This is a genomic window from Acuticoccus sediminis, assembly GCF_003258595.1.
Lineage (GTDB): Bacteria > Pseudomonadota > Alphaproteobacteria > Rhizobiales > Amorphaceae > Acuticoccus > Acuticoccus sediminis.
In genome coordinates this window covers 147,886-172,548 of sequence record NZ_QHHQ01000005.1, presented here as the reverse complement: position 1 = coordinate 172,548, position 24,663 = coordinate 147,886, and the positions used below count along the sequence as shown (strand labels likewise).

Genomic DNA, 24,663 nt, shown 5'->3' with positions numbered 1-24,663 from the left:
GGGAGGGGGCGATGACAAGAACGATACTCGTCACCGGCGGTCCGTCGGGCATCGGCCGTGCGGTCACGGAGGCGGTGCTCGCCGAAGGCTGGCGCGCCGTCGCGGTCGACCGTTCCGAGGAGATGCTCGCCAAGTGCCGCGAGGACCTCGCCGAGGCGGGCGAACACCTCGTCTGCCTGCCGCTCGACGTGACCGACGAGGAGGCCGCCAAGGCGCTCATCGACGGGCTCGAGGCGGAGGGTCTCGCGCTGTCCGGCGTCGTCAACTGCGCCGGCATCGCCGCCGACATCCCCGCCTTCGAGACGTCGACGGACCTCTTTCGGACGATCCTCGAGGTCAACGTGGTGGGCTCGTTCGTGGTGGCGCGCGAGGCGGCGCGGTACATGGCGAGGCGCGGCGACGGCGCGATCGTCAACATCGCCTCGATCTCGGGCATGGTCGGCAGCAGCGGCCGCGTCGCCTACGGCGCCTCCAAGGGCGCGGTGATCACCGCGACGAAGGTCCTCGCGATCGAGTGGGCCAAGCACGGCATCCGCGTGAACACCATCTCGCCGGGGCCGATCGAGACGCCGATGGTCGCCGCCGTCCACACGGCGGAGGCACGCAAGGCCTACTACGACCGCGTGCCCGCCGCCCGCTACGGCACGCCTGCCGAGATCGCCTCCACGGCGGTCTTCCTGCTCGACGGGTCGAAGTCGGGCTATATCACCGGCCAGAACATCGCCGTCGACGGCGGGATGACGATCGCCGGCGTCATGCACGGCAACATTCAGCCCGCTCAGGTCTAGGACCCCGCCCGGACGGAAGCCGGCGGCGCGGCCGGCGGCGCACCGCACGCGATGCCCGGGCCGATGCGCGGGATGCGGCCCGGGCGGCGGCGGTCAGAGGATCGTGCCGTCGGCCCGCATCCGCGCGACCTGCGCCTTCGAGTAGCCGAGCTCCTCCAGCACCGTCGCGCCGTCCGCCGCGAGCGCGGGGGGCGCGCGGTCCGGCCGGTCCTCGACGCCGTGGAAGGCCACCGGCTGGGGAACCGAGCGCGCGCGGCCCTCGAGGTCATCCGTCGGCCGGAAGAAGCCGGTCGCGGCGAGGTGCGGGTCGTCGATCAGGTCGTCCAGCGTGTTCACCCTGGCGTGCGGCACGTCGAGCGCCTCGAACATCGCGAGACACTGCGCCGTCGTCCGGGTGGCGAGCGCCGCGCCGAGGATCTGGTAGAGCGTCGCCGTGTTGGCGTTGCGCCCTGGCGCGGTGGCGAACCACGGCGCCTCGGTAACGTCCATGCGGCCGATCTCGGCCAGCGTCCGGCGCCACTGCGCCTCGGTGTAGGGGAGGGCCGAGATCCAGCCGTCGGCGGTCGCGAAGGGCCGGCGGTGCGGGCTCAGCAGCCGCTGGTAGCCGGGCTTGCCGCCCGCCTCGAACGTCGCGGCGCCGAGGTGCTCGTTGAGGATGAAGGCCGCGAGCGCCTCGAACATCGGCACCTCGATGGCGCAGCCTTCGCCCGTGCGCGCCCGGCGCATCAGCGCCGCGAGGACGGCGTAGACGATGTGCAGCGCCGCCACCTTGTCGGCCATGATGCTCGGCACGTAGTCCGGCTGCCGCCCGACCTTCAGCGGCAGCGCCGCGAGCCCGGACGCGGCCTGGATGACGTCGTCGTACGCGGCCGTACCGGCGTAGGGGCCGCCGCTGCCGAAGCCGACCGCGACGCAGTGGACGATGGACGGCTTGATCCGCCGCACCGCCTCCGCCGAGAGGCCGAGCCGTTCGGCCGCCTTCGGGCGCATGTTGTGCAGCACCACGTCGCCGCCCTCGATCAGCCGCTGCAGCACCTCCTGCCCGTCGGGACGCCTGAGGTCCAGCGCGATACTCCTCTTGTTGCGGTTGTTGCTGGCGAAGATCGAGCTGATCCCGTCCGGCCCCGGCGTGCCGGAATAGCGGGCAAGGTCCCCCTCCGGCGGCTCGACCTTGACGACGTCGGCACCGAGATCGGCAAGGATCTGGCTCGCCATCGGTCCCATCACGATGGTGGTCACGTCGACGATCCTGACGCCGCCCAGCATGTCCTTCATGGTCGCCCTCCCACGCCGCCCGTCGTCGCGACCGGCTCGTTTTGCGGCAATGATGGCCGCAAGCGGCGGCGAGCGCGAGAGCGAAGATCACGGCGGCGGCAGACCGGCGGGGGCGCCGCCCGGGCGGTTGCAGGGCCGGCATGAGCGGCGCCGCTTTGACCGCGGCCCCCCAGCTGGCGCACATGAAGCACCGCGTCGCTTTGCCAGGGGCGGATGGCGTGATCGTTGCGTCCCACGACCCACGCGCTCGACGCATTGAAAAGGAACGTGAATTGATGGCAATCGCCGAACCGGTCGCGGGGAGTGGCGTCAACCCACCGCCCCGCGACGCTCTCGTCGAAATCGACAATGTGAGCCTTGCCTACGGCCGCGGGCCGGGGCGCACGCTCGCGCTGCGCGGGGCGACGATCAACGTGGAGCGCGGCGGCTTCAGCGCCGTCGTCGGACCGAGCGGTTGCGGCAAGTCCTCGCTGATGAAGCTGGTGACGGGGCTGATGCGGCCCACCCTCGGCTCGGTCCGCGTCGACGGCAAGCCGGTGGACGGCCCGCTCAAGATCGCCGGGATGGCCTTCCAGAACCCGACCCTGCTCCCCTGGCGCTCCACGCTCTCCAACGTGATGCTGCCGCTCGAGATCGTCGAGCCGCACCGAGGCAGGCTCCGCCGCCAGCGCAAGGAGTACGAGGCGCGCGCCGAGGAGCTCCTCGAGGCGGTCGGCCTCAAGGGGTTCGGCTCCCGTTCGCCCTGGCAGCTCTCCGGCGGCATGCAGCAGCGCGCCTCGCTCTGCCGCGCGCTCATCCACGAGCCCGACCTCCTGATGCTCGACGAGCCGTTCGCCGCCCTCGACGCCTTCACCCGCGAGGAGCTCTGGGGCGTCCTCCAGAAGCTCTGGATGGAGCGCAAGTTCACGGTGATCCTGGTGACCCACGACCTGCGCGAGGCCGTTTACCTCGCCAAGACGATCCACATCATGTCCGCCCGTCCGGGGCGGATCGTGGCGACCCGCGACGTGCCGTTCGACTTCCCCCGCACCCTCGACGACACCTTCAGGCCGGAGTTCGTCGACATCGTGCACGAGCTGCGCGACCACATTGGCCGGGAGCGCCAGGCATGACCACGACGAGCCATCCCGACACGCCAGCCCCCGCCGCCTCCGACCCCGCCGCGTCGGACCTGGAGCTGGAATTCGAGGACGACGGCGCCTCCGCCCGGCGCAGCCTGATGCGCGAGAACGCCGCGCCCTGGATCATCGCCGGCGCCACGCTCGTCGTCTGGCAGCTTGCCTGCTGGGTGTTCGGCATCAAGCGCTTCGTCCTGCCGGCCCCGAGCGACATCGCGATGAGCCTCTGGAAGTGGAAGGAGGTCATCCTGATGCACGCGGGACAGACCCTCTACACCACGGTGCTCGGCTTCATCTTTGCCGTCGCCGGCGGCCTGCTGCTGGGCATCGCCGTCGGCTACTCGCGCGTCCTCTACAAGGCGCTCTACCCGATCCTCATCGCCTTCAACTCGGTCCCGAAGGTGGCGATCGTCCCGGTTCTGGTGATCTGGTTCGGCATCGGCACCATCCCGGCGGTCATCACCGCCTTCATGCTGTCCTTCTTCCCGATCGCGGTGAACGTCGCTGCCGGCCTCGCGACGGTGGAACCGGAACTCGAGGACGTCCTGCGCTCGCTCGGGGCCTCTCGGCGGGTGATCCTCTTCAAGGTCGGCCTGCCGCGGTCGTTGCCGTACTTCTTCGCCTCCCTCAAGGTCGCGATCACGCTGGCGCTGGTCGGCTCGGTCATCTCCGAGACGATCGCCTCGAACGCCGGCATCGGCTACCTCATGCTGAACGCCAGCTCGCGCTTCGACGTGCCGCTGGTGTTCGCCGGCCTCTTCGTCATCGCGGTGATGGGCGTCGCGATCTACGCGATCTTCGCGGCCATCGAGACGCGGACCACGGGCTGGGCCGTCCGCGGCCAGCTCGCCCGCTTCGACGCCGGCGGCGGCTGAGCGGCGCGCCCCGCCGAAACGAAAAAGGCGGCGCCTGGCGCCGCCTTTTTTGTGCAGATGGAGGATGGGCGAGGCCGAGGGGGCTCGGGCTTCACCAGCGAACAGGCACCGGGATCCGCCGTGCCGCGTTGTGGCGGGGCGGGGCCGCCCTGCCACGAAAGGGGAGGCGCCGAGGCGCCCCGCCTTACTTCACGTCAGCCGGAACCTGGCGCTCGTCGAGCGGGGGCAGGAAGCTGGCGTCGAAGTAGCTCTCCGACTCCGGGGTGAGCGTGATGCCGTAGGCCTCGGCGATCTGCTTCGCGGCCGTGGCGAAGCGCTCCGGGTCCACCTCGCTGATGCCCTTCTCGATCACGTCCGGCGTCAGGATTGACAGCTCCTTGGCGAGCTCCCAGCGCGCCGTCTCGACGTCGAGGTCGACCAGCGGCTCGCGCTCCTTCAGGAGCTGCAGGCCCTCCTCGGGGTTCTCCAGCATCTCGATGAGGCCGCGCATGGTGGCCTTCACGAAACCCTTCACCACGTCCGGGTGCTCCTCGGCGTAGTCGGCCTTCACGAGGATGCCGGAGCTGTAGGGCTTCAGGCCCCACTGCGCGAAGGTCGAGTAGGCGATGTCGTCGCGGTCGACGCCGGCCTGCACCATGTTGAGGACCGTCGTGGTGGCGAAGCCGAAGGTGGCGTCGGCCTGGCCCTGGATCACCAGCGCGTCGCGCAGGTTCGGCTCGACGTACAGGAACTCGACGCCCGCCGGGTCGAGGTCGTGCAGCTTGGCGACGACCGGCCACGTCAGCACCGTCGCCTCGTTCTGCGTCGCGGAGATCTTCTTGCCGATCAGGTCTTCCGGCTTCTCGATGCCGGTGTCGGCCATGGAGATCACGCCCGTCGGCGACTGGTCGTTGATGACCATCACCTGGATGACGCGGTTCTCCGGGTTGTCGGTGTTGAACTTGAAGAGGCCCGTGCCCTCGGCGAAGCCGACGTCGTAGGCGCCCGAGGCCACCTTCGAGATGGTGTCGCCGCTGCCGAAGCCGCGGTCGATGGTCACGTCGAGGCCTTCCTCCTCGTAGTACCCCTTGTCGAGGGCGATGAGGAAGGGGCCGTGCATCGCCTGCCAGGCCCAGTCGAGCACGAAGCTGACGTCGGTCTTGTCCTGGGCGTGGGCGGCGAAGCCGGACAGGGTCAGTGCGGTGCCGGCGGCGAGGGCGCGCAGCGTGCGGCGAATGGTCAAACGAGGACTCCTGTATGGCGGTTTCTGGCAGCGGACCGGTGTGCCGATCCGACACGGGCCGTCAAGCGACGGCGCTCGGACGAAATGGCATGCAAATCGAGGACCACACGAACGGGCCCTTCGCCGCACCTTTTTCCGGGCATCGCCGTGGCGGGGTCGAGATGATTCGCGTCGCGGCGCGGTCCACTCATGCTGCGTTGCAATATAACAAGTTTGGCAAACCAAATTATCACCTTTCGCAAGAGGGACTTGTCCGTCGCCTTTCGATCCGGGCCCATTCTCGATAAGACTTACTGTGGTTGGGCAGGGTTGAGGCGAATGACGACGGACGCTCCTTCGACGAGAAAGCCGCGGGTGTATGACAATCCGCCGTTCGAGAGGATCGCGCTGCTCCTCCAGGGGGGCGGTGCGCTGGGGTCGTATCAGGCCGGGGTCTACCAGGCTCTCGACGAGGCCAGGATCATGCCGGACTGGATCGCCGGGATCTCCATCGGCGCCATCAACGCGGCCCTGATCGCCGGCAACGCCCCGGAGAACCGGGTCCCCGCGCTGCGCAAGTTCTGGGAGGGGGTGACGTCGTCGCCGCTCCTGGCGCCGCCTCCGGCATTCTGGGCCGACCTCGGCGTGCCCCAGCCGAAGGGCGACCTGGCCCATTCCCTCATCAACCAGGTCCGCGCGTTCGGCAACCTGATGGCGGGGGCGCCGACCTTCTTCAGCCCGCGCCCGATCCCGCCCTTCTTCTCCCCGCCGGGCAGCATCGAGGCGCAGAGCTTCTACGACGTCTCGCCGCTGCGCCTGACCCTGGAGCGCCTCGTCGACTTCGACCGCATCAATGCCGGGGAGACGCGCTTCAGCGTCGGCGCCGTGAAGGTGCGCAACGGCAACTTCGTCTACTTCGACAACGACACCCACGAGATCGGTCCCGAGCACATCATGGCGAGCGGCGCGCTGCCGCCGGGCTTCCCCGCCGCGAAGGTCGACGGCGAGTTCTACTGGGACGGCGGGCTCGTCTCCAACACGCCGCTGGACTGGGTGCTGGACAGCCGCCCGCGCAAGGACACGCTCGCCTTCCAGGTCGACCTGTGGAGCGCGCTGGGCGAGTTCCCGCGCGACCTCATCAGCCAGGAAGTGCGCCAGAAGGACATCCGCTACTCGAGCCGCACGCGCGCCTCGACGGATCAGTTCAAGCGCATGCAGCGAATGCGCCGGGCGCTCGGCCGCCTCCTCGAGCACGTGCCCGACGCCGACGCGCTGAAGGACGACCCGGCGCTCAGGGAACTGATCGACGAGGCGGACGACAAGGTCTTCAACATCGTCCACCTCATCTACCACGCCAAGCAGTACGAGGGGGCCTCGAAGGACTACGAGTTCTCCCGGCTGACGATGGAGGAGCACTGGGCCACCGGCTACAACGACATGGTGCGCACCCTGCGCCACCCGGAAGCGCTGAGCCGCCCGACCAACCCGGAAGGGGTCAAGACCTTCGACGTGTCGCGCCACTGAGCGCCCCCGCGCGCCGTGCCGGACGGGCCGGCGCGCCCAGCGTGTCCCGGCCCCCGGGGGCCGGCCGAGTGCGAGTTTCATCCCTGGCCGGGGCGTTCGATGCCACAGCGCGCCATGAGCGGTGCCGTGCGCGATCCCGGATCGCCATGACCGACCCTTCAATGACGAGGACACCATGAAGATCGCTGATGTGCGCGCCAAGGCGTTCGCGATGCCGCTCAACAACCCGGCCTACCCGCGCCCGCCGTACAAGTTCTACAACCGCGAATTCATCATCATCAACTACCGCACCGACCCCGAGCGCCTGCGCGAGGTCGTGCCGGAGCCGCTGGAGGTCGTCGGCGACACGGTCGCCTACGAGTTCATCCGCATGCCCGACTCGACGGGCTTCGGCGACTACACCGAGAGCGGCCAGGTGATCCCCGTGCGCTTCACCACGCCCTCCGGCGAGGTGCAGGAGGGCGGCTACGTCCACGCGATGTACCTCGACGACAACTCGCCGATCGCCGGCGGCCGCGAGCTGTGGGGCTTTCCCAAGAAGCTCGCCACCCCGGTCATCCGGCACGAGAAGGAGACGCTCGTGTGCACGCTCCACTACGGGACGATCCCGTGCGTGGTCGCGACCATGGGCTACAAGCACGTCGAGCTCGACCTCGCGCCCGTCGCGAAGGGGATGGAGAAGCCCGCCTTCCTCATCAAGATCATCCCCCACGTCGACGGCACCGCCCGGGTGTGCGAGCTGGTGCGCTACTACATGGAGGACGTCACGCTGAAGGGCGCCTGGACCGGCCCCGCGGCGCTGCAGTTCTTCGAGCACGCGATGTGCGACGTCGCCCGCCTGCCGGTCCGCGAGGTCGTCTCCGCGACGCACTACGTCGCCGACATCACGCTCGGCCTCGGCGAGGTCGTTCACGACTACCTCGCCGACTGACGGGGCCGCGGCCGGGCCGCCCGCGCCGCGATCGCCGCCGTCCTCCACCGCGCGCCGTGCCGAGACGCGGGGCGCGGCCGGGGCATCCGCCGCCTGCATCCTTACGGTGATCTTGTAGGGGCGGTGCAGTCAAGTTAGATGATATGGCATCTATTTGTACTGCAGTGGTTGAGAACCGACGATGGACGGCGGAGAACGCGCGGAACTTGGGGCGAAGATTGCGTATGTGTCCCGACAATGGCGGCGAGTGGTCGACACCCGCCTCAACGCCTACGGCCTGACCGAGGCGACATGGCTGCCCCTCCTGCACCTCGCCCGCGCGAGGGCGCCGATGCGCCAGAAGGACCTCGCCGCCTCGCTGACGCTCGACTCCTCGTCCGTCGTGCGCATCCTCCAGGGCCTCGAGAACGAGCGCCTCATCGAGCGGCGCGAGGATGCGGACGACCGCAGGGCCAAGACGATCGAGCTCACCGACGAAGGGCGGCGACGCGTCAAGGAGGTCGAGGCGGTCGCCAGCGCCGTCCGTGAGGAGCTGCTCGGCCCCGTACCGGATGCCGACATCGCCGCCGCGACGCGGATCCTGACGACGATCTGCGACAGGCTCTGCCGCATGACCGAGGAGGCGAACGCCGAATGAGCCCGCCTCCCTTGAGCACCATCGACGTCTCGATCGCCGACGGCGAGGCGGCCGATCCCGCCCCATCAGGCCCGTCGAGTACCGGAACCGCCGCGCCGTCCCGCGCGGCGGTTCCCGCAACGCCGATCGTGCCGCTCTGGCTTCTGGCGCTCGTGACCTTCAGCGGTACCATCGCCATGCACGTCTTCGTGCCGGCGCTCCCGGAGGCGGCGAAGGGGCTGGGGGTCGACAGCGGCGCGATGGCGCTGACGATCAGCTTCTACATCCTCGGCCTCGGTGTGGGGCAACTCATCTACGGGCCGGTCGCGGACAAGTACGGGCGGCGGCCGGTCCTGATGTTCGGGATCACCGTCTTCACCCTTGCCAGCATCGCCGCCTACTTCGCCCCGAACCTCCACCTCCTCAACATCGCGCGGCTCCTTCAGGCGCTGGGCGGCTGTTCCGGCATCGTGCTCGGCCGGGCGATCGTGCGCGACGGGTCGGCGGCGGGGGAGGCGACGCGGCGCCTCGCGCTGATGAACCTCATGGTCACCATCGGTCCCGGCATCGCGCCGATGATCGGCGTGGTGCTCGTCGAGGTGACGGGCTGGCGCTCGATCTTCCTGGCGCTGACGGCGATGGGTATCGCCAACCTCTTCCTCGTCATCCGCCTGATGCCGGAGACGGGGGGCGGCAAGGGCCGCAGCGCCCGCGTGGTGGCGCGCGACTATCTGCGCCTGATGCGCTCGCCGGCCTTCCTCGGGTTCGCGATCGGCGGCGGGTGCGCGACCACGGCGCTCTACGCCTATGTCAGCGTGGCGCCGTTCGTGTTCGTCCACCAGCTCGGCCGGCCGAGCGGGGAGGTGGGCGTCTACCTCGCGCTCAACGTCCTCGGCCTTTGGTTCGGCAGCCTGCTTGTGAGCCGTCTCGTGCGGCTGGTGACGCCGATGCGCATCATGGTCGCGGGCAACATCGTCAGCGTCTGCGGCGCGGTGGCGATGCTGGTGCTGGCGCTCGTCGGCGAGCTCAGCGTGCCGGGCGTCGTCATCCCGATGATGGTCTTCACCTTCGGCGCCGGTCTCGCCGCCCCGGCGGCGCTGACCGAGGCGATGAGCGTCAACCCGCTCGCCGCCGGGTCCGCGTCCGGGCTCTACGGGGCGGCGCAGATGGTGATCGGCGCCCTCTGCACCTCGCTCGCCGGGCTGGGGTCGAACCCGGCCGTCGCCGCGGCGGTGGTGCTGGTGGTGGCGGGCGTCCTCGCCCAGGTCGCGTTCCACGCCGCGCGGCGCTTCGCCGGGCGCAGCCCCGTCGCCGGGGAGGTCGTGGTCGCTCCGGTGACGGTGAAATGAAAAACGGCGGGCGGGGAAACGTGTCCCCGCCCGCCGTTCGTTCCGTCCGAAGCCGGGGCCGAAGCCCCGGACGTCCGGCTCAGTTCTCGTCTTCGTGGCCGCGCAGGACCAGCCGGCGGTTGAGCGACAGCACGACCAGCGTGCACACCGCACCCGACAGCAGGTAGGCGCCGGCGGAGATCAGGCCGAAGTTGCTGGCGAGGAGCAGCGCCGCCAGCGGCGCGAACCCGGCACCGAAGAGCCAGGACAAATCCGAGGTGATCGCGGAGCCGGTATAGCGGTACTGCTGCGAGAAGTTCGAGGCGACGGCGCCCGAGCTCTGGCCGAACGAAAGGCCCAGCAGGATGAAGCCTAGCACCATGAACACGCCTTCGCCGACGCTGCCCGCGTCCAGAAGCTGCGGCGCGAAGCCGGAGAAGACGGCGATGGCGACCGCGCAGATCGCGAGGAGGAGGCGGCGACCGTAGCGGTCGGCGAGGATGCCGGAGGCGACCACCGCCGCGACGCCGAACATTGCGCCGATCATCTCGATGATGAGGAAGTTGGCCGGCAGCTCCTGAGTGTAGAGGAAGATCCAGGAGAGCGGGAACACCGTCACCATGTGGAACAGCGCGAAGCTCGCCAGCGGCACGAAGGTGCCGATGGCGACCGTGCCGCCCTCGTTGCGCAGCGTCTGCATGATCGAGGCGGGCTGCAGCTCGCGGTTGCGGAAGAGGCGCTCGAACTCCGGCGTCACGACGATGCGCAGGCGCGCGAAGAGCGCGACGACGTTGATCGCGAAGGCGACGAAGAACGGGTAGCGCCAGCCCCACGAGAAGAAGTCCTCCGCCGACAGGTTGGCGAGGAAGAAGGCGAAGAGGGCGCTCGCGACGATGAGGCCGAGCGGTGCGCCGAGCTGCGGGATCATCGCATACCAGCCCTGATGCCGGGCGGGGGCGTTGAGCGACAGCAGCGAGGCGAGGCCGTCCCACGAGCCGCCGAGCGCGAGGCCCTGGCAGATCCGGCAGATGGCGAGGATGACGATCGCCGCGGCGCCGATGCTCTCGTAGCCGGGCAGGAAGGCGATCGCGACGGTGGACGTTCCGAGCAGGAACAACGCCGTCGTCAGCTTCGCGCCACGGCCGTGGTTCCGGTCGATCCACATGAAGATCATCGTGCCGATCGGCCGGGCGATGAAGGCGAGCGCGAAGAGGGCGAACGAGTAGATCGTGCCCTGCACCGGATCGACGAACGGGAAGATGAGCTGCGGGAACACGACCACCGAGGCGATCGCGTACACGAAGAAGTCGAAAAACTCGGACGTGCGCCCGATGATGACACCGATGGCGATCTCGGCGGGCCGCACGGGGCCGAGGTGCGAGTTGACGCGGGTGGCGTCGGCCAGAATCGAATCGGTGGAGGCGGTCGATGAACTCACGGGAGCGTTCGGTCCTCGGCTAGGGGGCGACATGCGCGCTGGCATGAGCGCTGGGTAAACTAGGCGCGTGTAAGCGGTTCGCCAATCGGCGGCCATTCTTCCATCGCACAGATTGTGCACATGCGAGATTGGACGATTTGTCCAAGCCTCGTTTGTGCTGCGACGCAATATACGAAGAGCTAAGTCGATTGGGGGTGGGCAAAATGCCCAATGCCTCCTTTGTTGCGCTGCAGCTAGAACGCCCGCGTGCGGTCCGGCCGCGAGTCTCCCAAAGACAGGATTCGTCTTGCGTCCTCTAAAGCTTCTTCTCCTCCTTCCGCTTCTGGCGGGACTTGGAGGGTGTAATTTCGTTGTCCTCGATCCGTCAGGGCATATCGCTGCCCAGCAGCGCGACCTCCTGGTCATCTCGACCGGGCTGATGCTCATCATCATCATCCCGGTGATGGCGCTGACGGTGCTGTTTGCCTGGCGCTACCGCCACTCGAACAACGCCGCCAAGTATGAGCCGGATTGGGACCACTCGACAATGCTGGAGCTCGTCATCTGGGCGGCTCCGCTGGCGATCATCATCTGTCTCGGGGCGCTGACCTACCTCGGCACCCACCTTCTCGACCCGTACCGCCCGCTGGCCCGGATCAATCACGACCAGCCCGTCCCGGCCGACACCAAGCCGCTCGAGATCGAGGTCGTCTCGCTCGACTGGAAGTGGCTCTTCATCTACCCCGAATCCGGCGTCGCCTCGGTCAACGAAGTGGCCGTCCCGGTGGACCGTCCGGTCCGCTTCCGCCTGACCTCCGGGTCGGTGATGAACGCCTTCTACGTCCCCGCCATGGCCGGCATGATCTACTCGATGGCCGGCATGGAGACGCAGCTTCACGCGGTCATGAACCAGCCGGGCGAGTTCGAGGGCTTCTCGAGCAACTACAGCGGCGAAGGCTTCTCGGGCATGCGCTTCGTCATGAAGTCGGTCGACGACGCCGGTTTCGACGCCTGGATCGAGGCGGCCCGGAGCTCCGCCAGGACCCTCGACCGCGACGCCTACCTGGAACTCGCCAAGCCCAGCGAGAAGGTCCCCGCCGAGACCTTCACGAACGTCGACCCGTCGCTGTTCCAGGCGATCGTCGAGCAGTGCGTCGAGCCGGGCTCGCTCTGCATGAGCGAGTGGATGGTCGCGGACGACGGCTCGCCGCTGTGCGGCCCGCTCACGACCGCGAGCCTCAACGAAGCCGATTTCACCGTCGACGCGCCGATGTCGCGGCCGCACGGCACGGGCCTCTCCCCCGTCCGCGGCGCCGGCATGAAGACGCCCACCGACAAGTCCTGGCAAGCGACGGAAGCCGCGCTTCCCGCCCCCACGCAACTCTGACCGAGCCCAGTAATGTTTTCTCAGCTTTGGGCGTTCCTGTTCGGGCGCCTCTCGTTCGACTCCCTGCCGTTCCACGAGCCGATCCTGATCGTGACCTTCATCGCGGTCGCGATCGGCGGCGCGGCGGTCCTGGGCGCGATCACCTACTTCAAGCTCTGGGGCTACCTGTGGCGTGAGTGGTTCACCACCGTCGACCACAAGCGCATCGGCATCATGTACATGGTGCTCGGGCTCATCATGCTGCTGCGCGGCTTCGCGGACGCGATCATGATGCGCGCGCAGCAGGCGATGGCGTTCGGCGGGAACGAGGGCTACCTGCCGCCGCACCACTACGACCAGATCTTCACCGCGCACGGCGTGATCATGATCTTCTTCGTGGCGATGCCGTTCGTCACCGGCTTCATGAACTACGTGGTGCCGCTGCAGATCGGCGCGCGCGACGTCGCCTTCCCGTTCCTGAACAACTTCTCGTTCTGGATGACGGTGTCCGGCGCGGTCCTGGTGATGACGTCGCTGTTCATCGGCCTGTTCGCGCGGACCGGCTGGCTCGCCTACCCGCCGCTGTCGGACATCACCTACAGTCCGGACGTCGGCGTCGACTATTACATATGGGCGTTGCAGATCGCGGGTGTGGGCACACTCCTATCGGGCGTCAACCTGATCGCGACCATCATCAAGATGCGCGCGCCGGGCATGGGCATGATGAAGATGCCCGTGTTCACGTGGACCGCGCTGTGCGCCAACATCCTCATCGTCGCGGCCTTCCCGGTCCTGACGGCGGTGCTCGCGATGCTGACGCTCGACCGCTACGTCGGCACGCACTTCTTCACCAATGACGGTGGCGGCAACGCCATGATGTACATCAACCTCATCTGGATCTGGGGTCACCCGGAGGTGTACATCCTCATCCTGCCGGCCTTCGGCATCTTCTCCGAGGTCGTCTCGACGTTCTGCGGCAAGCGCCTCTTCGGTTACACGTCGATGGTCTATGCGACGGTGGTCATCACCGTGCTCGCCTACATCGTGTGGCTGCACCACTTCTTCACGATGGGGTCGGGTGCGAGCGTGAACTCGTTCTTCGGCATCACGACCATGATCATCTCGATCCCGACCGGGGCGAAGATGTTCAACTGGCTGTTCACGATGTACCACGGCCGCATCCGCTTCGAGCTGCCGATGATGTGGACCATCGCCTTCATGCTGACGTTCGTGATCGGCGGCATGACGGGCGTGCTGCTGGCCGTGCCGCCGGCGGACTTCGTCCTCCACAACTCGCTGTTCCTGGTCGCGCACTTCCACAACGTGATCATCGGCGGCGTGCTGTTCGGCATGTTCGCGGGCATCAGCTTCTGGTGGCCGAAGGCGTTCGGCTTCAAGCTCGACCCGTTCTGGGGCAAGGTCTCCTTCTGGTTCTGGGTGATCGGCTTCTACTTCGCCTTCATGCCGCTCTACGTGCTCGGCCTGATGGGCGTGACGCGCCGCCTGAACCACTTCGACGATCCGTCGCTGCAGATCTGGTTCATCATCGCCGCCTTCGGCGCCGCGCTGATCGCGGTGGGCATCCTCGCCTTCCTCATCCAGATCGCCTGGTCGATCAAGAACCGCGAGAAGCTGCGGGACACGACGGGCGACCCGTGGAACGGCCGCACGCTGGAGTGGTCCACCTCCTCGCCGCCGCCGGACTACAACTTCGCCTTCACCCCGGTCATCCATGACTCGGACGCCTGGTGGGACATGAAGAGGCGCGGCTACACGCGGCCGCTGGAAGGCTTCAAGTCGATCCACATGCCCAGGAACACGGGCACGGGGATCATCCTGGCCGGCCTCGCCTTTATCTGCGGCTTCTCCCTGGTCTGGTACATCTGGTGGCTCGCCGTCGTGGCCTTCGTCGCGATGATCGCCACCGCGATCCACCACACCTTCAACTACGACCGTGACATGGACGTGCCGGCCGATGTGGTCGTCGAGACCGAGGCCCAGCGCACCACGCTCCTGGGGCAGGGGGCCTGAATGTCGACTGCAACACCCGCGCCCGAGAGCGAGATGACGACGCCGACCTTCTACCTGACGGACGAGCACGCGCATGAGTCGGGCGGCTCGACCATGCTCGGCTTCTGGATCTACCTGATGAGCGACTGTCTCATCTTCGCGAGCCTGTTCGCCACCTACGGTGTGCTGAGCCAGGCGACCGCGGGCGGTCCCGGAGCGGCGGAGCTGTTCGAGCTGCCGCTCGTCGCGATCAACACGACGATGCTGCTCCTCTCCTCCATCACCTACGGCTTCGCCATGCTGGCGATGGAGAAGGGGTCGGTGCCGCAGGTGCAGCGCTGGCTCGTCGTCACGGGCCTCTTCGGCGCCGCGTTCATCGGCATCGAGCTCTACGAGTTCGCCCACCTCATCCACGAGGGGGCGGGCCCGGGCCGCTCGGCCTTCCTGTCGGCCTTCTTCGCGCTGGTCGGCACCCACGGGCTGCACGTGACCGTCGGCATCGTCTGGCTGATCGTGCTGATGGTCCAGGTCAGGAAGCTCGGCCTGATCGCCGCCAACCGCCGCCGTCTGATGTGCCTCAGCCTGTTCTGGCACTTCCTCGACGTCATCTGGATCGGCGTCTTCACCTTCGTCTATCTCCTGGGAGCCCTGTGATGAGCGCTGAGACCCACACCGACGCTCACCACGACGACCACGGCCACGGACACGACGCCGGTCACCCCGGCGGCACCTTCTCCGGCTACATGACCGGCTTCATCCTGTCGGTCATCCTGACGGCGATCCCGTTCTGGCTGGTGATGAGCGGGTATATCCCGGACAAGACGACGACGGCGCTCCTCGTCATGGGCTTCGCCGTGGTCCAGATCGTCGTGCACATGGTGTTTTTCCTGCACATGACGCCAAGCGCGGAAGGCGGCTGGACGATGATGGCGCTGATCTTCACCCTCGTCCTGGTGGTGATCACGCTCGCCGGCTCGCTCTGGGTCATGTACCACATGAACACCAACATGATGCCGTGGAACGTCGCGCCCCTCTCCGGGAGCGCGGCCAGCGGGGGCTGAGACCGCCGTGGGACGCAAGCGCCGTACGCTCGCCATCGGATTCGCCGCCTTCGCGACGGTCGTCTTCGTGTGCCTCGGCGTGTGGCAGCTGCAGCGGCGGGAGTGGAAGCTCGACCTGATCGCCCGGGTCGACGCGCGCCTCGCCGCCGCGCCGGTCGCCGCGCCCGGCCCCGACGGCTGGGCCGGCATCACCGCCGACGGGGACGCCTACCGCCGCGTCACCGCCACGGGCACCTACGAGACCGGCCACGACACGCTGGTGCAGGCCGTCACCGAACTCGGCCCCGGCAGCTGGGTCCTGACCCCGCTCGCGACGGCGGAAGGCTTCACCGTCCTCGTCAACCGCGGCTTCGCGCCGCCGGACCGCCGCACCCCCGCCGACATCGCGCCGCCGGAGGGACCGGTGACGGTCACCGGCCTCCTGCGCGTCACGGAGCCGGGCGGCGCCTTCCTGCGCTCCAACGACCCGGACGCCGGCCGCTGGTACTCGCGCGACACCGCCGCGATCGCCACCGCCGGGGGCCTCGGCGCGGTCGCGCCCTATTTTATCGACGCGGACGCGGACGCGCCGGGCGAGGTCCCGGTCGGCGGCCTCACGGTCGTCCAGTTCCGCAATTCCCACCTCGTTTATGCGTTGACATGGTTCGCCCTGGCGCTGACATCCATCGCGATCACGGCGCTCGGACTGCGCCGTGAGAGGGGACCGTCCGAGGCCGGACGATCCGGGACGGCGCGGTCCGAAAGCGGGCGGGGCGATACGAAGCGGGTGGCCGTCGGCGGTTAGCCCGGCCACAGGCCTTGCGTGCCCGCGCGGACGGTCCGGCGGCACGCCGGGGCCGGCACCCGGCGGCGAACGGACGCCCCGAATTTTGGAGGCGAGAATTTGAGCGGCACCGGCGCGGCGCGGGTCAGCGCTGCCGACGCGCTTCGGCCAGGGTCCGGCGCGGACGACAGCGGCAAGAAGAACATGCTCCTCCTGATCCAGCTCCGCTGGATCGCGGTGGCGGGGCAGGTGGTGACCATCCTCGTCGTCGGCCCCGGCTTCGGCGTGGCGCTGCCGCTCCCGGAGATGGGCATCGTCGTCCTCGCCCAGATCGCCCTCAGCCTCGTCAGCCTGCGCTGGGTGCGGCGGCGCGAGAGGGTCGCGCCGGAGACGCTCCTGCTGGTGCTGGTGCTCGACGTCGCGGCGCTGACGGCTCAACTCTACATGAGCGGCGGCGGGGCCAACCCGTTCGCCGCGCTCTACCTGCTGCAGGTCGCGCTCGCGGCGGTCCTGCTCGACGCAAGGTCGGCGTGGCTTATCGTCGCCATGACGACCGCCTGCTACATCGGCCTCACGCTCAAGTACGAGCCGCTTCAGGTTCCCGGCCGCAACGATTCCGAGCTCTTCCGCTTGCATACGTTGGGGCTTTTGACCTGCTTCGTGCTGATGGCCGGCCTCCTTGTCGCCTTCCTCACCCGCATCGCCGGCAACCTGCGCGAACGTGACGCCCGCATAGCGGCCTTGCGCCAGAACGCAGTCGAAGAAGATCATATTGTGCGAATGGGACTTCTGGCATCGGGGGCCGCGCACGAGCTCGGCACGCCGCTCGCCTCGCTGTCGGTCACGCTGGGTGACTGGCAGCACATGCCGGAGTTCGCCAACGACCCGGATCGCGCACAGGAGATCGCAGAGATGCAGGCGGAGGTGAAGCGGTGCAAGTCGATCGTCACCGGCATCCTCGTATCCGCCGGTGACATCCGCGGCGAGGCGCCGTCGGTCACGTCGGTCAGCGCATTCCTCGACACCCTCGTCACCGCGTGGATCGAGGCGCGCGGCACCAACAGCCTGCACTACCGCAACGACTTCGCGCCGGACCTGTCGATCGTCTCCGACGAGGCGCTGAAGCAGGTCGTCACCAACGTTCTCGACAACGCCTACGAGGCCTCGCCAAACTACGTCGAGCTTCGCGCCGAGCGCGACCACGAGGACCTCCTGATCATCGTGACCGACCGCGGCCCGGGCTTCGCGCCGGGCATGATCGCCGAGTTCGGCCGCCCCTATCACTCGACAAAGGGACGGCCCGGCGGCGGCCTCGGGCTCTTCCTCGTCGTCAATGTCCTGCGCAAGTTCGGCGGGGAGGCGAGGGCGGAGAACCGCCCGTCCGGCGGCGCCCGCGTGACGATCCGCCTGCCGCTCGGCGTGCTGGCGCTGGAGGGGCAGGGCCATGTCCACTGACCGCCAGCTGCTCATCCTGGAGGACGACGAGTCTTTCGCCCGCACGCTCAAGCGCTCGTTCGAGCGGCGCGGCTACGAGGTCGTGGTCGGCTCCAGCCCGGACGATATTCCGGACATCCTCGCCGTCCACGACATCCGCTTCAGCGTCGTCGACCTGAAGCTCGCCAACGCGTCCGGCCTCGTCGCCGTCGACATGCTCCACAAGAGCGACCCGGACATGCTGATCGTCGTTCTGACCGGCTACGCGTCGATCGTCACCGCGGTGGAGTCCATCAAGCTCGGCGCCTGCCACTACCTCGTGAAGCCGGCCAACACCGACGACATCGAGGAAGCGTTCTGCCGCACGTCCGGGAACGCCAACGTCGCCCTCTCGCCGCGCACAACGTCGATCAAGACGCTGGAGTGGGAGCGCATCCACGAGACGCTGGCCGACACGGGCTTCAACATCTCCGAGACCGCGCGCCGTCTCGGCATGCATCGCCGCACGCTCGCCCGCAAGCTGGAGAAGCTGCGGGTCCACTGACCCCGGTCGCAATCCCGCGAGACCCCTCGCAGGCCCGTCAGAATATGGACGGGACGACGTTGCGGGCGATCGGATCCTCCACGTAGTCGTCGGGGCGCTTCTGACGCCTGCCGAGCTCGGGCACCTCGAACGGGATGCGCTCGTAGGGGATCGAGTTCAGGATGTGCGTGATGCAGTTGATGCGCGCCGCCTTCTTGTCGTCCGAGTCGACGATCCACCACGGCGCGTGCGGCGTGTCGGTGGCCCGGATCATGTCGTCGTACGCCCTCGTGTAGTCCCACCAGCGGCGGAAGCTCTCGAGGTCCATGGGACTGAGCTTCCACTGGCGCATGGGATCGTCGATGCGCTGATTGAAGCGCCGCTCCTGCTCCGCCTCGCTGACATCGAGGAAGTACTTGAGGAGGACGATGCCGCTCTCCACCAGCAGCCCCTCGAGCGCCGGCAGGACCTCGAGGAAGCGCTTGACCGTCTCCTCCGGCGTGAAGCCCATGACGCGCTCCACGCCAGGCCGGTTGTACCAGGACCGGTCGAAGATCACGACTTCGCCCGCAGCGGGGAAGTGGTTGATGTAGCGCTGGAAATAGATCTGGGTCCTTTCGCGGTCGCTCGGCGCGGGGAGCGCCACGACGCGGAACACGCGCGGGCTGACCCGCTCGACGAGGCGCTTGATGACGCCGCCTTTCCCCGCCGCGTCGCGCCCCTCGAAGATGATGACGATGCGCGCGCCCGTTGCCTTCACCCAGGCCTGGAGATAGGCGACCTCCTCCTGGAGCCGCTCCAGCTCGCGCTCGTATGCGGCGTTGCGCTCCTTTTTGGAGGGAGCGGCAGCGTCCTTCGCGGGAGCGGGCGTGCCCGTCGCCGCGACGTCGTGTTTCCGGTCCTTGTTCTTGTGCTTCTTGCCCATCCTCGCCTCCCCCGGGGCTCCGGCGGCTCGAAGCGCGATCCCACCCGGCCGCGGTTGAGCCACCATAGGCCCACAAGCGACGCCCGGACCGCAGCGACCGTCAAGAGCCCCGACGCATTGCGGCTCGCCCTGCAGGCGTGCGACGGCTGACAGACATGGCTGCACGAAGCCGAAGCGCCGCGGTCACGATGGGAACTGGATGGGAAAGGATTGGTAGCGGAGGAGGGACTCGAACCCCCGACACGCGGATTATGATTCCGCTGCTCTAACCAACTGAGCTACTCCGCCCGGGTCGCGCCTAAGTGCGTTGGCGCGCCGTGAAAGTCAAGCGGGCAAACGCGCGATTCGCACCGCCTCTCGCAACTTCTCCTACGCGGTCCGGCGGAAGCTCAGCAGCGTGATGAGGCCGACCGGCGGGAGCTCCTCGCGCTTCTCCAGCGTGAGGCCCGGCGTGTCGAGGACACCGTCGATCGACATCGACGGGTTCCAGCCCAGGCGCTTGGAGAACGGCGTCAGGATGCGGTCCGTGACCTGCCACGGGCCGGCCTTCGCCTCGAAGTGGCTGGCGATCATGACGATGCCGCCCGGCTTCACCACGCGCGCGAACTCGGCCATCACCCTGGAGGCGTCGGGGACGGCCGTGATGGTGAACATGCACACGACGCCGTCGAACGAGGCGTCCGGGAAGGCGAGGCTCATGAGGTCCATCTCGAGGATGGCCTCGACGTTCTTCAGGCCGTTGTCGACCCGCTCGCGCGCGATCTTGAGCATGTCGTGCGAGAGGTCGACGCCGACGAGGCTGACGTTGTCGTCGTAGAGCGGCAACGCCGACCCGGAGCCGACGCCGGCCTCCAGGAAGCGCCCGCCGATGGCGTTCACGCGCTTGGCCGCGATCTTGCGGGCCGGAACGGTCGGCGTCGCGATGAACTCGTAGATCGGCGCCCAGCGGGCATAGGCCGACTTTACGTCGCGGCCCTCGACGGTGCGGTTGGTCGAAGTCATCAGGTCCGTTTTAGGTTCAGGCGTCGACGAGGCGAGGGGCCATGTTCGCCGTGGTGCGCTGGATGAAGCCGCCGCCGAGTATCTCGGCCCGCGGCGCGTTGGAGGCGTAGAGCACGCAGGCCTGGCCGGGTGCCACGCCCTCCTCGCCCTCGTCTAGCTCCACCTCCAGCCCGTCGGCGGTGCGGCGCACGAGCCCCGGCGCCGGCGGCCGCGTCGAGCGCACGCGCGCGTAGATCGAGGTCTCGTCGCCGATCTCGAGCGGGTCGCCGAGCCAGTTGGTGTCGCGCAGGATGATCCGGCGGGTCCGCAGCGCCTCGCGCGGGCCGACGATCAGCTCGTTGGTCTCCGCGTCGATCCGCACCACGAAGAGGGGCTCGCCGACCGCGATGTTGAGGCCGCGCCGCTGGCCGACGGTGTAGCCGATCACGCCGGCATGACGGCCGAGGACGCGCCCGTCGACGTGGCGGATCGGGCCCTCCTCGGTGGCGTCGGGGCGCATGGCGGCGACGATGTTGGAGTAGCGCCCGTCCGGCACGAAGCAGATGTCCTGGCTGTCCGGCTTGTCGGCCACAACGAGCCCCATCTCTGCGGCGAGCTCGCGCACCCGGTCCTTCGGCAGGTCGCCGAGGGGGAAGCGCACGTAGTCGAGCTGCTCGGCCGTGGTGGCGAACAGGAAGTAGCTCTGGTCGCGCTGCGCGTCGTGCGGGCGGAAGAGGCGCCGCCGGCCGCGCTCCACGCGGCTGGCCACGTAATGCCCGGTCGCGAGCGCCGAGGCGCCGAGCGTGCGCGCAGCCGACAGGAGGTCGGTGAACTTGACGGTCTGGTTGCAGGCGATGCACGGCACCGGGGTCTCGCCCCGGGCGTAGGCGTCCGCGAACGCCGCGATCACGCCTTCCTGGAAGCGGCTCTCGTAGTCGAGCACGTAGTGGGCGATGCCCAGCCGCTCGGCGACGACGCGCGCGTCATGGATGTCCGACCCCGCGCAGCACGCCCCCTTCTTCGCGGTGGCGGCGCCGTGGTCGTAGAGCTGCAGCGTCATGCCGACCACGTTGAAGCCCTCGCGCGCGAGGAGGCCCGCGACGACGGACGAATCGACACCCCCCGACATCGCGACGACGACACGGTGGTCCTCGGCGCGCCCGGGCAAGCCCAACGAATTCGAAGGTTCTGACGAATGCATCACGACCGTTAGCTAATAACAAACCGCTCTGACGGCAACGTACCTCGCGTGAGGGGACCTCGCCGCGTCACATTAGCTTCGCGTTAATAGGAGTCGCGGCTTATCGAAAGGACAGAAATTGGGCGTATGTCGAGGCGTCATGTCTGAGTATCCACAGCCGCGTTATCGTTATGTCATCGGTCCGGATGGCACTCCGTTAACCCTGGCGGACCTGCCACCGAAGAATACCAAGCGGTGGGTGATCCGCCGCAAGGCCGAGGTGGTGGCCGCAGTCCGCGGCGGGCTCTTGTCCATGGACGAAGCCTGCGAGCGGTATACCCTCACGGTCGAGGAGTTCCTATCCTGGAACGCGCTGATCGATCGCCATGGCCTCGCCGGACTGCGTGCCACGAAGGTCCAGCAGTACCGCGCCTGAACGTGACGGCAGGCCGGGTCCGCCCGGCCGCCATCGCGCTGTCGCCCCAGCGGCCCCGCGGCAGCGTTCCGGACCGTGGCTCCGGCCGGTCCCAGAAACGCCGCGACACCCCGCCCGATGAGACCCTCACGCCACCGCGTTGGCCTCGATTTCCACGGTCTCGATCGTGCGGATGCTCTCCCCGCCATTCACGCGTCCGCGCCGGGTCAGGTGCACGGTGCGCGCATCCGTGTCGATGTCGATCATCGCCCAGGCGCCCGGCGGGTGCGACGATCCGTCGGAGGAGGCGGACGGCACGCCGATCACCGCGGCACGCCCGCGCGGCGTCTCGAGGAAGGTGAGCGACGGCTTGTGGGTGTGTCCGTGCAGGACGAGGTCGGCGCAGCCGGCCGCCAGCACCTCGCGCACGGCCGTGACGTCCGTCAGCCCGCGCCGGCCGGAGGCGAGCGAGGCGTCCGGCGGATGATGGATCATCACCACCTTGTAGGCGTCGTCGTGCCGGTCGAGGAGGGCGGCGAGGCTCGACAGCTGCGAGCCGCCGACGCGGCCGGAGGCCACCAGCGGCGGCGTCGCCACGGCGGTCGAGACGCCGACCAGCGCCACCGCGCCCAGCCGCCGCGCGTAGGGGAAGTTCCCGCCCGGGATATAGGAGCCATAGGCCTGGACCGCGCGGCAGGCGGCGCCGGGGACGTATGCGTCGTGATTGCCGAGGACGACGCTCACCCGCTGCGCCGGCCCCAGCTTCTCGAGCCACGCGCGCGCGGCGGCCACCTCGGCGTCGGTGGCGATGTTCACGAGGTCGCCGGTGACGCAGTAATGGTTCGGGTTCTGCGCCCGCATGTCGGCGATGAGCCGGTCGAGGTCGGCCTGCACCAGCGACCCTTTGCGGTTCTTCACCCAGTTCGCGTACCCGAAGACGCGCTTGGAGACGAGCTCGCCCAGCGTCGGCTTCGGGAAGGGGCTGAGATGCGGGTCGGACAAGTGGGCCAAGCGTAGTCGCATTGCAGTCCTTGAGAGAGTCCTGTGGCGGGGTGCAAGCGTCCAATCTGGGGCGCAAACACCAATATCGAGTTTCCGATCGGCCGAGGGGTGGTGTCGATCCAAATCGGCTTTACAACCAGTTAACGCGCCGAGTGGGGCGCGCGTTCGCAAGAAGGAGGGCCAATTTGGGGCTATCACGCGCGCTGCGCTGGCGAGTTGCCGCGTTGCTGAAACCGCCTGTCAGCCTGGGAGTCCGCCTGATCGTACGTGACCCTGCGGGCACCATCCTCCTCGTCCGGCACACCTATACCGCCGGCTGGCATCTTCCCGGCGGCGGCGTCGACGTCGGCGAAACCGCCCAGGAGGCGGCCGTCCGCGAGTGTCGCGAGGAGACCGGCTACGTCCCGGACGGAGCCCTGCGCCTCGTCGGCGTGCACTTCAACCGCGGCTACTCCAACCGCGACCACGTCGTCACCTACGCCGTCGACGTGGTCGACGATCTCAACAGCTTCCCCCTGCGGGCCCAGGCGCTGGAGATCGCCGAGGTCGTCGCCGCGCCCATCGCCGGCCTTCCGGACGGCACGACCGCCTCGACCATGCGCCGCCTGGCCGAGGCGTTCGAGAGCGTCCCGACCTCCACCGACTGGTGACTACTCGCCGTCCTGCTGGTTCAGCTTCAACAGGGTGATCCGGTTGCGCTCGCGCTCCGCGACCTCGAAGCGCACCCCGTGGAAAGTGAAGGCCTGACCCACCTCCGGGATCATCTGCGCCTCGTGGATCACGAGGCCGGCGGCCGTCGTCGCCTCGTCGTCCGGGAGGTCCCAGTCGAGCGCGCGGTTGAGGTCGCGGATCGATACCGAGCCGTCCACCATGACCGTGCCGTCCGGCTCGACGCGCAGGCCCTCGACCTCGTTGTCGTACTCGTCCTCGATCTCGCCGACGATCTCCTCGATGATGTCCTCGAGGGTGACGAGGCCCATCACCTCGCCGTACTCGTCCACCACCAGCGCGAAGTGCGCCTTCTTCTTCAGGAAGGCGTTGAGCTGGTCCTGCAGCATCGTCGATTCGGGCACGAACCAGGGCGGCTTGGCGATCGCCCTGACGTTCAGCCGCTCCATGTCCCCGCCGAGCGACTGGACCGCGCGCAGGAGGTCCTTGGCGTGGAGGACGCCGACGATGTTGTCCGTCTCGCCCTCGAAGAGGGGCATGCGGGTGTAGGGGGAGTTGGCCGCCTCCTCGACGATCGCGGCCGGGGGCAGCGAGGCGTCGATCATGCGCATCCGGGTGCGGTGGACCATGACGTCCGACACGTCGAGCTCGGCGAGGTCGAGGATGGCGCCCAGCCGGTCGCGGTCGGACTTGTGCAGGCCGCCCTCGGCGTGCTGCAGGTCGACCGCGCCGCGGATCTCCTCGCGCGCCGAACTCACCGTCGCCATGTCCGCCCTGACGCCGAAGAGGCGCAGGATCAGGGCCACGATGTGGTTCACGAGGTTCGTCACCGGCGCGAAGACGATGACGATGACGCGCACCGTCGGCGCGACCGCGAGCGCGAAGCTCTCCGGCCGCAGGATCGCCAGCGTCTTCGGCAGCACCTCGGAGAAGATCAGCACGAGGGCGGTCATGATGAACGTCGCGTAGACGATCGCCGTGTCGCCGAAGATGCGGATCAGCGCCGACGTCGCGAGCGCGGACGAGAGGATGTTGACGAGGTTGTTGCCGACGAGCAGCGCGCCGATAAGCCGCTCACGCATCTCCATCAGCTTGGCTGCGGTGCCGGCGCGCTCCGAGCCCTGCTTCTCGTGCTGCATCAGCCGGGCGCGCGAGGCGGCCGTCAGCGCCGTCTCGGAGCCGGAGAAAAAGGCGGACAGGGCGAGAAGCACGGCGATCGCGCCCACTGTCAGCCAGAGAGACCAGTCGATCACCGTCAGGC

At 68.5% G+C, this 24,663-nt stretch carries 24 protein-coding genes and 1 tRNA gene; 16 read left to right on the top strand and 9 right to left on the bottom strand.

The window, feature by feature from the left end; genetic code table 11:
- The first annotated feature begins 11 nt into the window (after positions 1–11).
- Positions 12–788 (top strand): SDR family NAD(P)-dependent oxidoreductase, encoded by a 777-nt coding sequence (locus DLJ53_RS22395; protein WP_111349408.1) that lies wholly within the window; start codon positions 12–14, stop codon positions 786–788.
- A 93-nt stretch (positions 789–881) separates the two neighbouring features.
- Here the strand turns inward: DLJ53_RS22395 and DLJ53_RS22390 are convergent, their stop codons facing one another.
- Complete coding sequence (locus DLJ53_RS22390; RefSeq protein WP_111349407.1) at positions 882–2,063, bottom strand: CaiB/BaiF CoA transferase family protein; 1,182 nt, start codon at positions 2,061–2,063, stop codon at positions 882–884.
- 275 nt (positions 2,064–2,338) lie between these two features.
- Here DLJ53_RS22390 and DLJ53_RS22385 point away from each other — a divergent pair, with 275 nt between their 5' ends.
- Positions 2,339–3,175, top strand: coding sequence for an ABC transporter ATP-binding protein (locus DLJ53_RS22385; RefSeq protein WP_111349406.1), 837 nt, complete (start codon positions 2,339–2,341; stop codon positions 3,173–3,175).
- The gene (locus DLJ53_RS22380; RefSeq protein ID WP_244935134.1) at positions 3,172–4,056 is read left to right on the top strand and encodes an ABC transporter permease; all 885 of its coding nucleotides are present in this window, start codon (positions 3,172–3,174) and stop codon (positions 4,054–4,056) included. Before DLJ53_RS22385 ends, DLJ53_RS22380 begins: the two co-directional genes overlap by 4 nt.
- Positions 4,057–4,240: 184 nt before the next feature.
- On the opposite strand, the gene DLJ53_RS22375 is transcribed toward DLJ53_RS22380, so the two are convergent.
- The gene (locus DLJ53_RS22375) at positions 4,241–5,278 is read right to left on the bottom strand and encodes an ABC transporter substrate-binding protein (protein ID WP_111349405.1); all 1,038 of its coding nucleotides are present in this window, start codon (positions 5,276–5,278) and stop codon (positions 4,241–4,243) included.
- 318 nt (positions 5,279–5,596) lie between these two features.
- On the opposite strand from DLJ53_RS22375, the gene DLJ53_RS22370 reads away from it, so the two are divergent.
- From DLJ53_RS22370 to DLJ53_RS22355, 4 genes are all read left to right on the top strand, one after another.
- Positions 5,597–6,781: a DUF3734 domain-containing protein gene (locus tag DLJ53_RS22370; RefSeq protein WP_111349403.1), complete on the top strand. Its 1,185-nt coding sequence runs from the start codon at positions 5,597–5,599 to the stop codon at positions 6,779–6,781.
- A gap of 175 nt (positions 6,782–6,956) precedes the next feature.
- Positions 6,957–7,712, top strand: coding sequence for an acetoacetate decarboxylase (locus DLJ53_RS22365; protein ID WP_111349401.1), 756 nt, complete (start codon positions 6,957–6,959; stop codon positions 7,710–7,712).
- A gap of 247 nt (positions 7,713–7,959) precedes the next feature.
- Entirely contained in the window at positions 7,960–8,349 is a 390-nt protein-coding gene (locus DLJ53_RS22360) for a MarR family winged helix-turn-helix transcriptional regulator (RefSeq protein WP_202913293.1), read from the top strand.
- The gene (locus DLJ53_RS22355) at positions 8,346–9,677 is read left to right on the top strand and encodes a multidrug effflux MFS transporter (RefSeq protein ID WP_111349398.1); all 1,332 of its coding nucleotides are present in this window, start codon (positions 8,346–8,348) and stop codon (positions 9,675–9,677) included. The genes DLJ53_RS22360 and DLJ53_RS22355 overlap by 4 nt, the downstream gene beginning before the upstream one ends.
- 79 nt (positions 9,678–9,756) lie before the next feature.
- On the opposite strand, the gene DLJ53_RS22350 is transcribed toward DLJ53_RS22355, so the two are convergent.
- Complete coding sequence (locus tag DLJ53_RS22350; RefSeq protein ID WP_111349397.1) at positions 9,757–11,127, bottom strand: MFS transporter; 1,371 nt, start codon at positions 11,125–11,127, stop codon at positions 9,757–9,759.
- A gap of 253 nt (positions 11,128–11,380) precedes the next feature.
- Between DLJ53_RS22350 and cyoA the strand changes: the two genes are divergently transcribed.
- The 7 genes from cyoA to DLJ53_RS22315 all read left to right on the top strand — a co-directional run bounded on the left by cyoA (position 11,381) and on the right by DLJ53_RS22315 (position 18,251).
- Positions 11,381–12,460 (top strand): ubiquinol oxidase subunit II, encoded by a 1,080-nt coding sequence (gene cyoA, locus DLJ53_RS22345; RefSeq protein ID WP_111349395.1) that lies wholly within the window; start codon positions 11,381–11,383, stop codon positions 12,458–12,460.
- A gap of 12 nt (positions 12,461–12,472) precedes the next feature.
- A complete protein-coding gene (gene cyoB, locus DLJ53_RS22340; RefSeq protein ID WP_111349393.1) occupies positions 12,473–14,470 on the top strand; it encodes a cytochrome o ubiquinol oxidase subunit I in 1,998 nt (665 codons plus the stop codon).
- Positions 14,471–15,103 carry a cytochrome o ubiquinol oxidase subunit III gene (gene cyoC / locus DLJ53_RS22335; RefSeq protein WP_111349391.1) on the top strand — a complete coding sequence of 211 codons (633 nt, stop codon included), beginning with the start codon at positions 14,471–14,473 and terminating at the stop codon, positions 15,101–15,103.
- Positions 15,103–15,510 carry a cytochrome o ubiquinol oxidase subunit IV gene (gene cyoD, locus DLJ53_RS22330; protein ID WP_111349390.1) on the top strand — a complete coding sequence of 136 codons (408 nt, stop codon included), beginning with the start codon at positions 15,103–15,105 and terminating at the stop codon, positions 15,508–15,510. Before cyoC ends, cyoD begins: the two co-directional genes overlap by 1 nt.
- A gap of 7 nt (positions 15,511–15,517) precedes the next feature.
- A complete protein-coding gene (locus DLJ53_RS22325; RefSeq protein WP_211100656.1) occupies positions 15,518–16,294 on the top strand; it encodes an SURF1 family protein in 777 nt (258 codons plus the stop codon).
- Positions 16,295–16,393: 99 nt separating this feature from the next.
- Entirely contained in the window at positions 16,394–17,728 is a 1,335-nt protein-coding gene (locus DLJ53_RS22320) for an ATP-binding protein (RefSeq protein WP_202913292.1), read from the top strand.
- Positions 17,718–18,251 (top strand): response regulator transcription factor, encoded by a 534-nt coding sequence (locus tag DLJ53_RS22315; RefSeq protein WP_111349388.1) that lies wholly within the window; start codon positions 17,718–17,720, stop codon positions 18,249–18,251. The genes DLJ53_RS22320 and DLJ53_RS22315 overlap by 11 nt, the downstream gene beginning before the upstream one ends.
- Positions 18,252–18,288: 37 nt before the next feature.
- On the opposite strand, the gene ppk2 is transcribed toward DLJ53_RS22315, so the two are convergent.
- The 4 genes from ppk2 to mnmA all read right to left on the bottom strand — a co-directional run bounded on the left by ppk2 (position 18,289) and on the right by mnmA (position 21,337).
- The gene (gene ppk2 / locus DLJ53_RS22310) at positions 18,289–19,155 is read right to left on the bottom strand and encodes a polyphosphate kinase 2 (protein WP_111349386.1); all 867 of its coding nucleotides are present in this window, start codon (positions 19,153–19,155) and stop codon (positions 18,289–18,291) included.
- 211 nt (positions 19,156–19,366) lie between these two features.
- Positions 19,367–19,443: transfer RNA gene (locus DLJ53_RS22305), tRNA-Met, on the bottom strand.
- Between the two features lie 81 nt (positions 19,444–19,524).
- Positions 19,525–20,157 (bottom strand): class I SAM-dependent methyltransferase, encoded by a 633-nt coding sequence (locus DLJ53_RS22300; protein ID WP_111349385.1) that lies wholly within the window; start codon positions 20,155–20,157, stop codon positions 19,525–19,527.
- 16 nt (positions 20,158–20,173) lie between these two features.
- Positions 20,174–21,337, bottom strand: a complete 1,164-nt coding sequence (gene mnmA / locus DLJ53_RS22295; protein WP_111349383.1) for a tRNA 2-thiouridine(34) synthase MnmA — start codon at positions 21,335–21,337, stop codon at positions 20,174–20,176.
- A 139-nt stretch (positions 21,338–21,476) separates the two neighbouring features.
- Between mnmA and sciP the strand changes: the two genes are divergently transcribed.
- Positions 21,477–21,752, top strand: coding sequence for a CtrA inhibitor SciP (gene sciP / locus DLJ53_RS22290; RefSeq protein WP_111349381.1), 276 nt, complete (start codon positions 21,477–21,479; stop codon positions 21,750–21,752).
- Between the two features lie 126 nt (positions 21,753–21,878).
- On the opposite strand, the gene DLJ53_RS22285 is transcribed toward sciP, so the two are convergent.
- Positions 21,879–22,754 carry a metallophosphoesterase family protein gene (locus DLJ53_RS22285; RefSeq protein ID WP_111349380.1) on the bottom strand — a complete coding sequence of 292 codons (876 nt, stop codon included), beginning with the start codon at positions 22,752–22,754 and terminating at the stop codon, positions 21,879–21,881.
- A 203-nt stretch (positions 22,755–22,957) separates the two neighbouring features.
- Between DLJ53_RS22285 and DLJ53_RS22280 the strand changes: the two genes are divergently transcribed.
- Positions 22,958–23,383, top strand: a complete 426-nt coding sequence (locus DLJ53_RS22280) for an NUDIX domain-containing protein (RefSeq protein ID WP_226579855.1) — start codon at positions 22,958–22,960, stop codon at positions 23,381–23,383.
- Here DLJ53_RS22280 and DLJ53_RS22275 read toward each other — a convergent pair whose 3' ends face one another.
- A complete protein-coding gene (locus DLJ53_RS22275; RefSeq protein ID WP_111349376.1) occupies positions 23,384–24,655 on the bottom strand; it encodes an HlyC/CorC family transporter in 1,272 nt (423 codons plus the stop codon). It lies immediately after the preceding gene.
- Between the last annotated feature and the right edge of the window lie 8 nt (positions 24,656–24,663).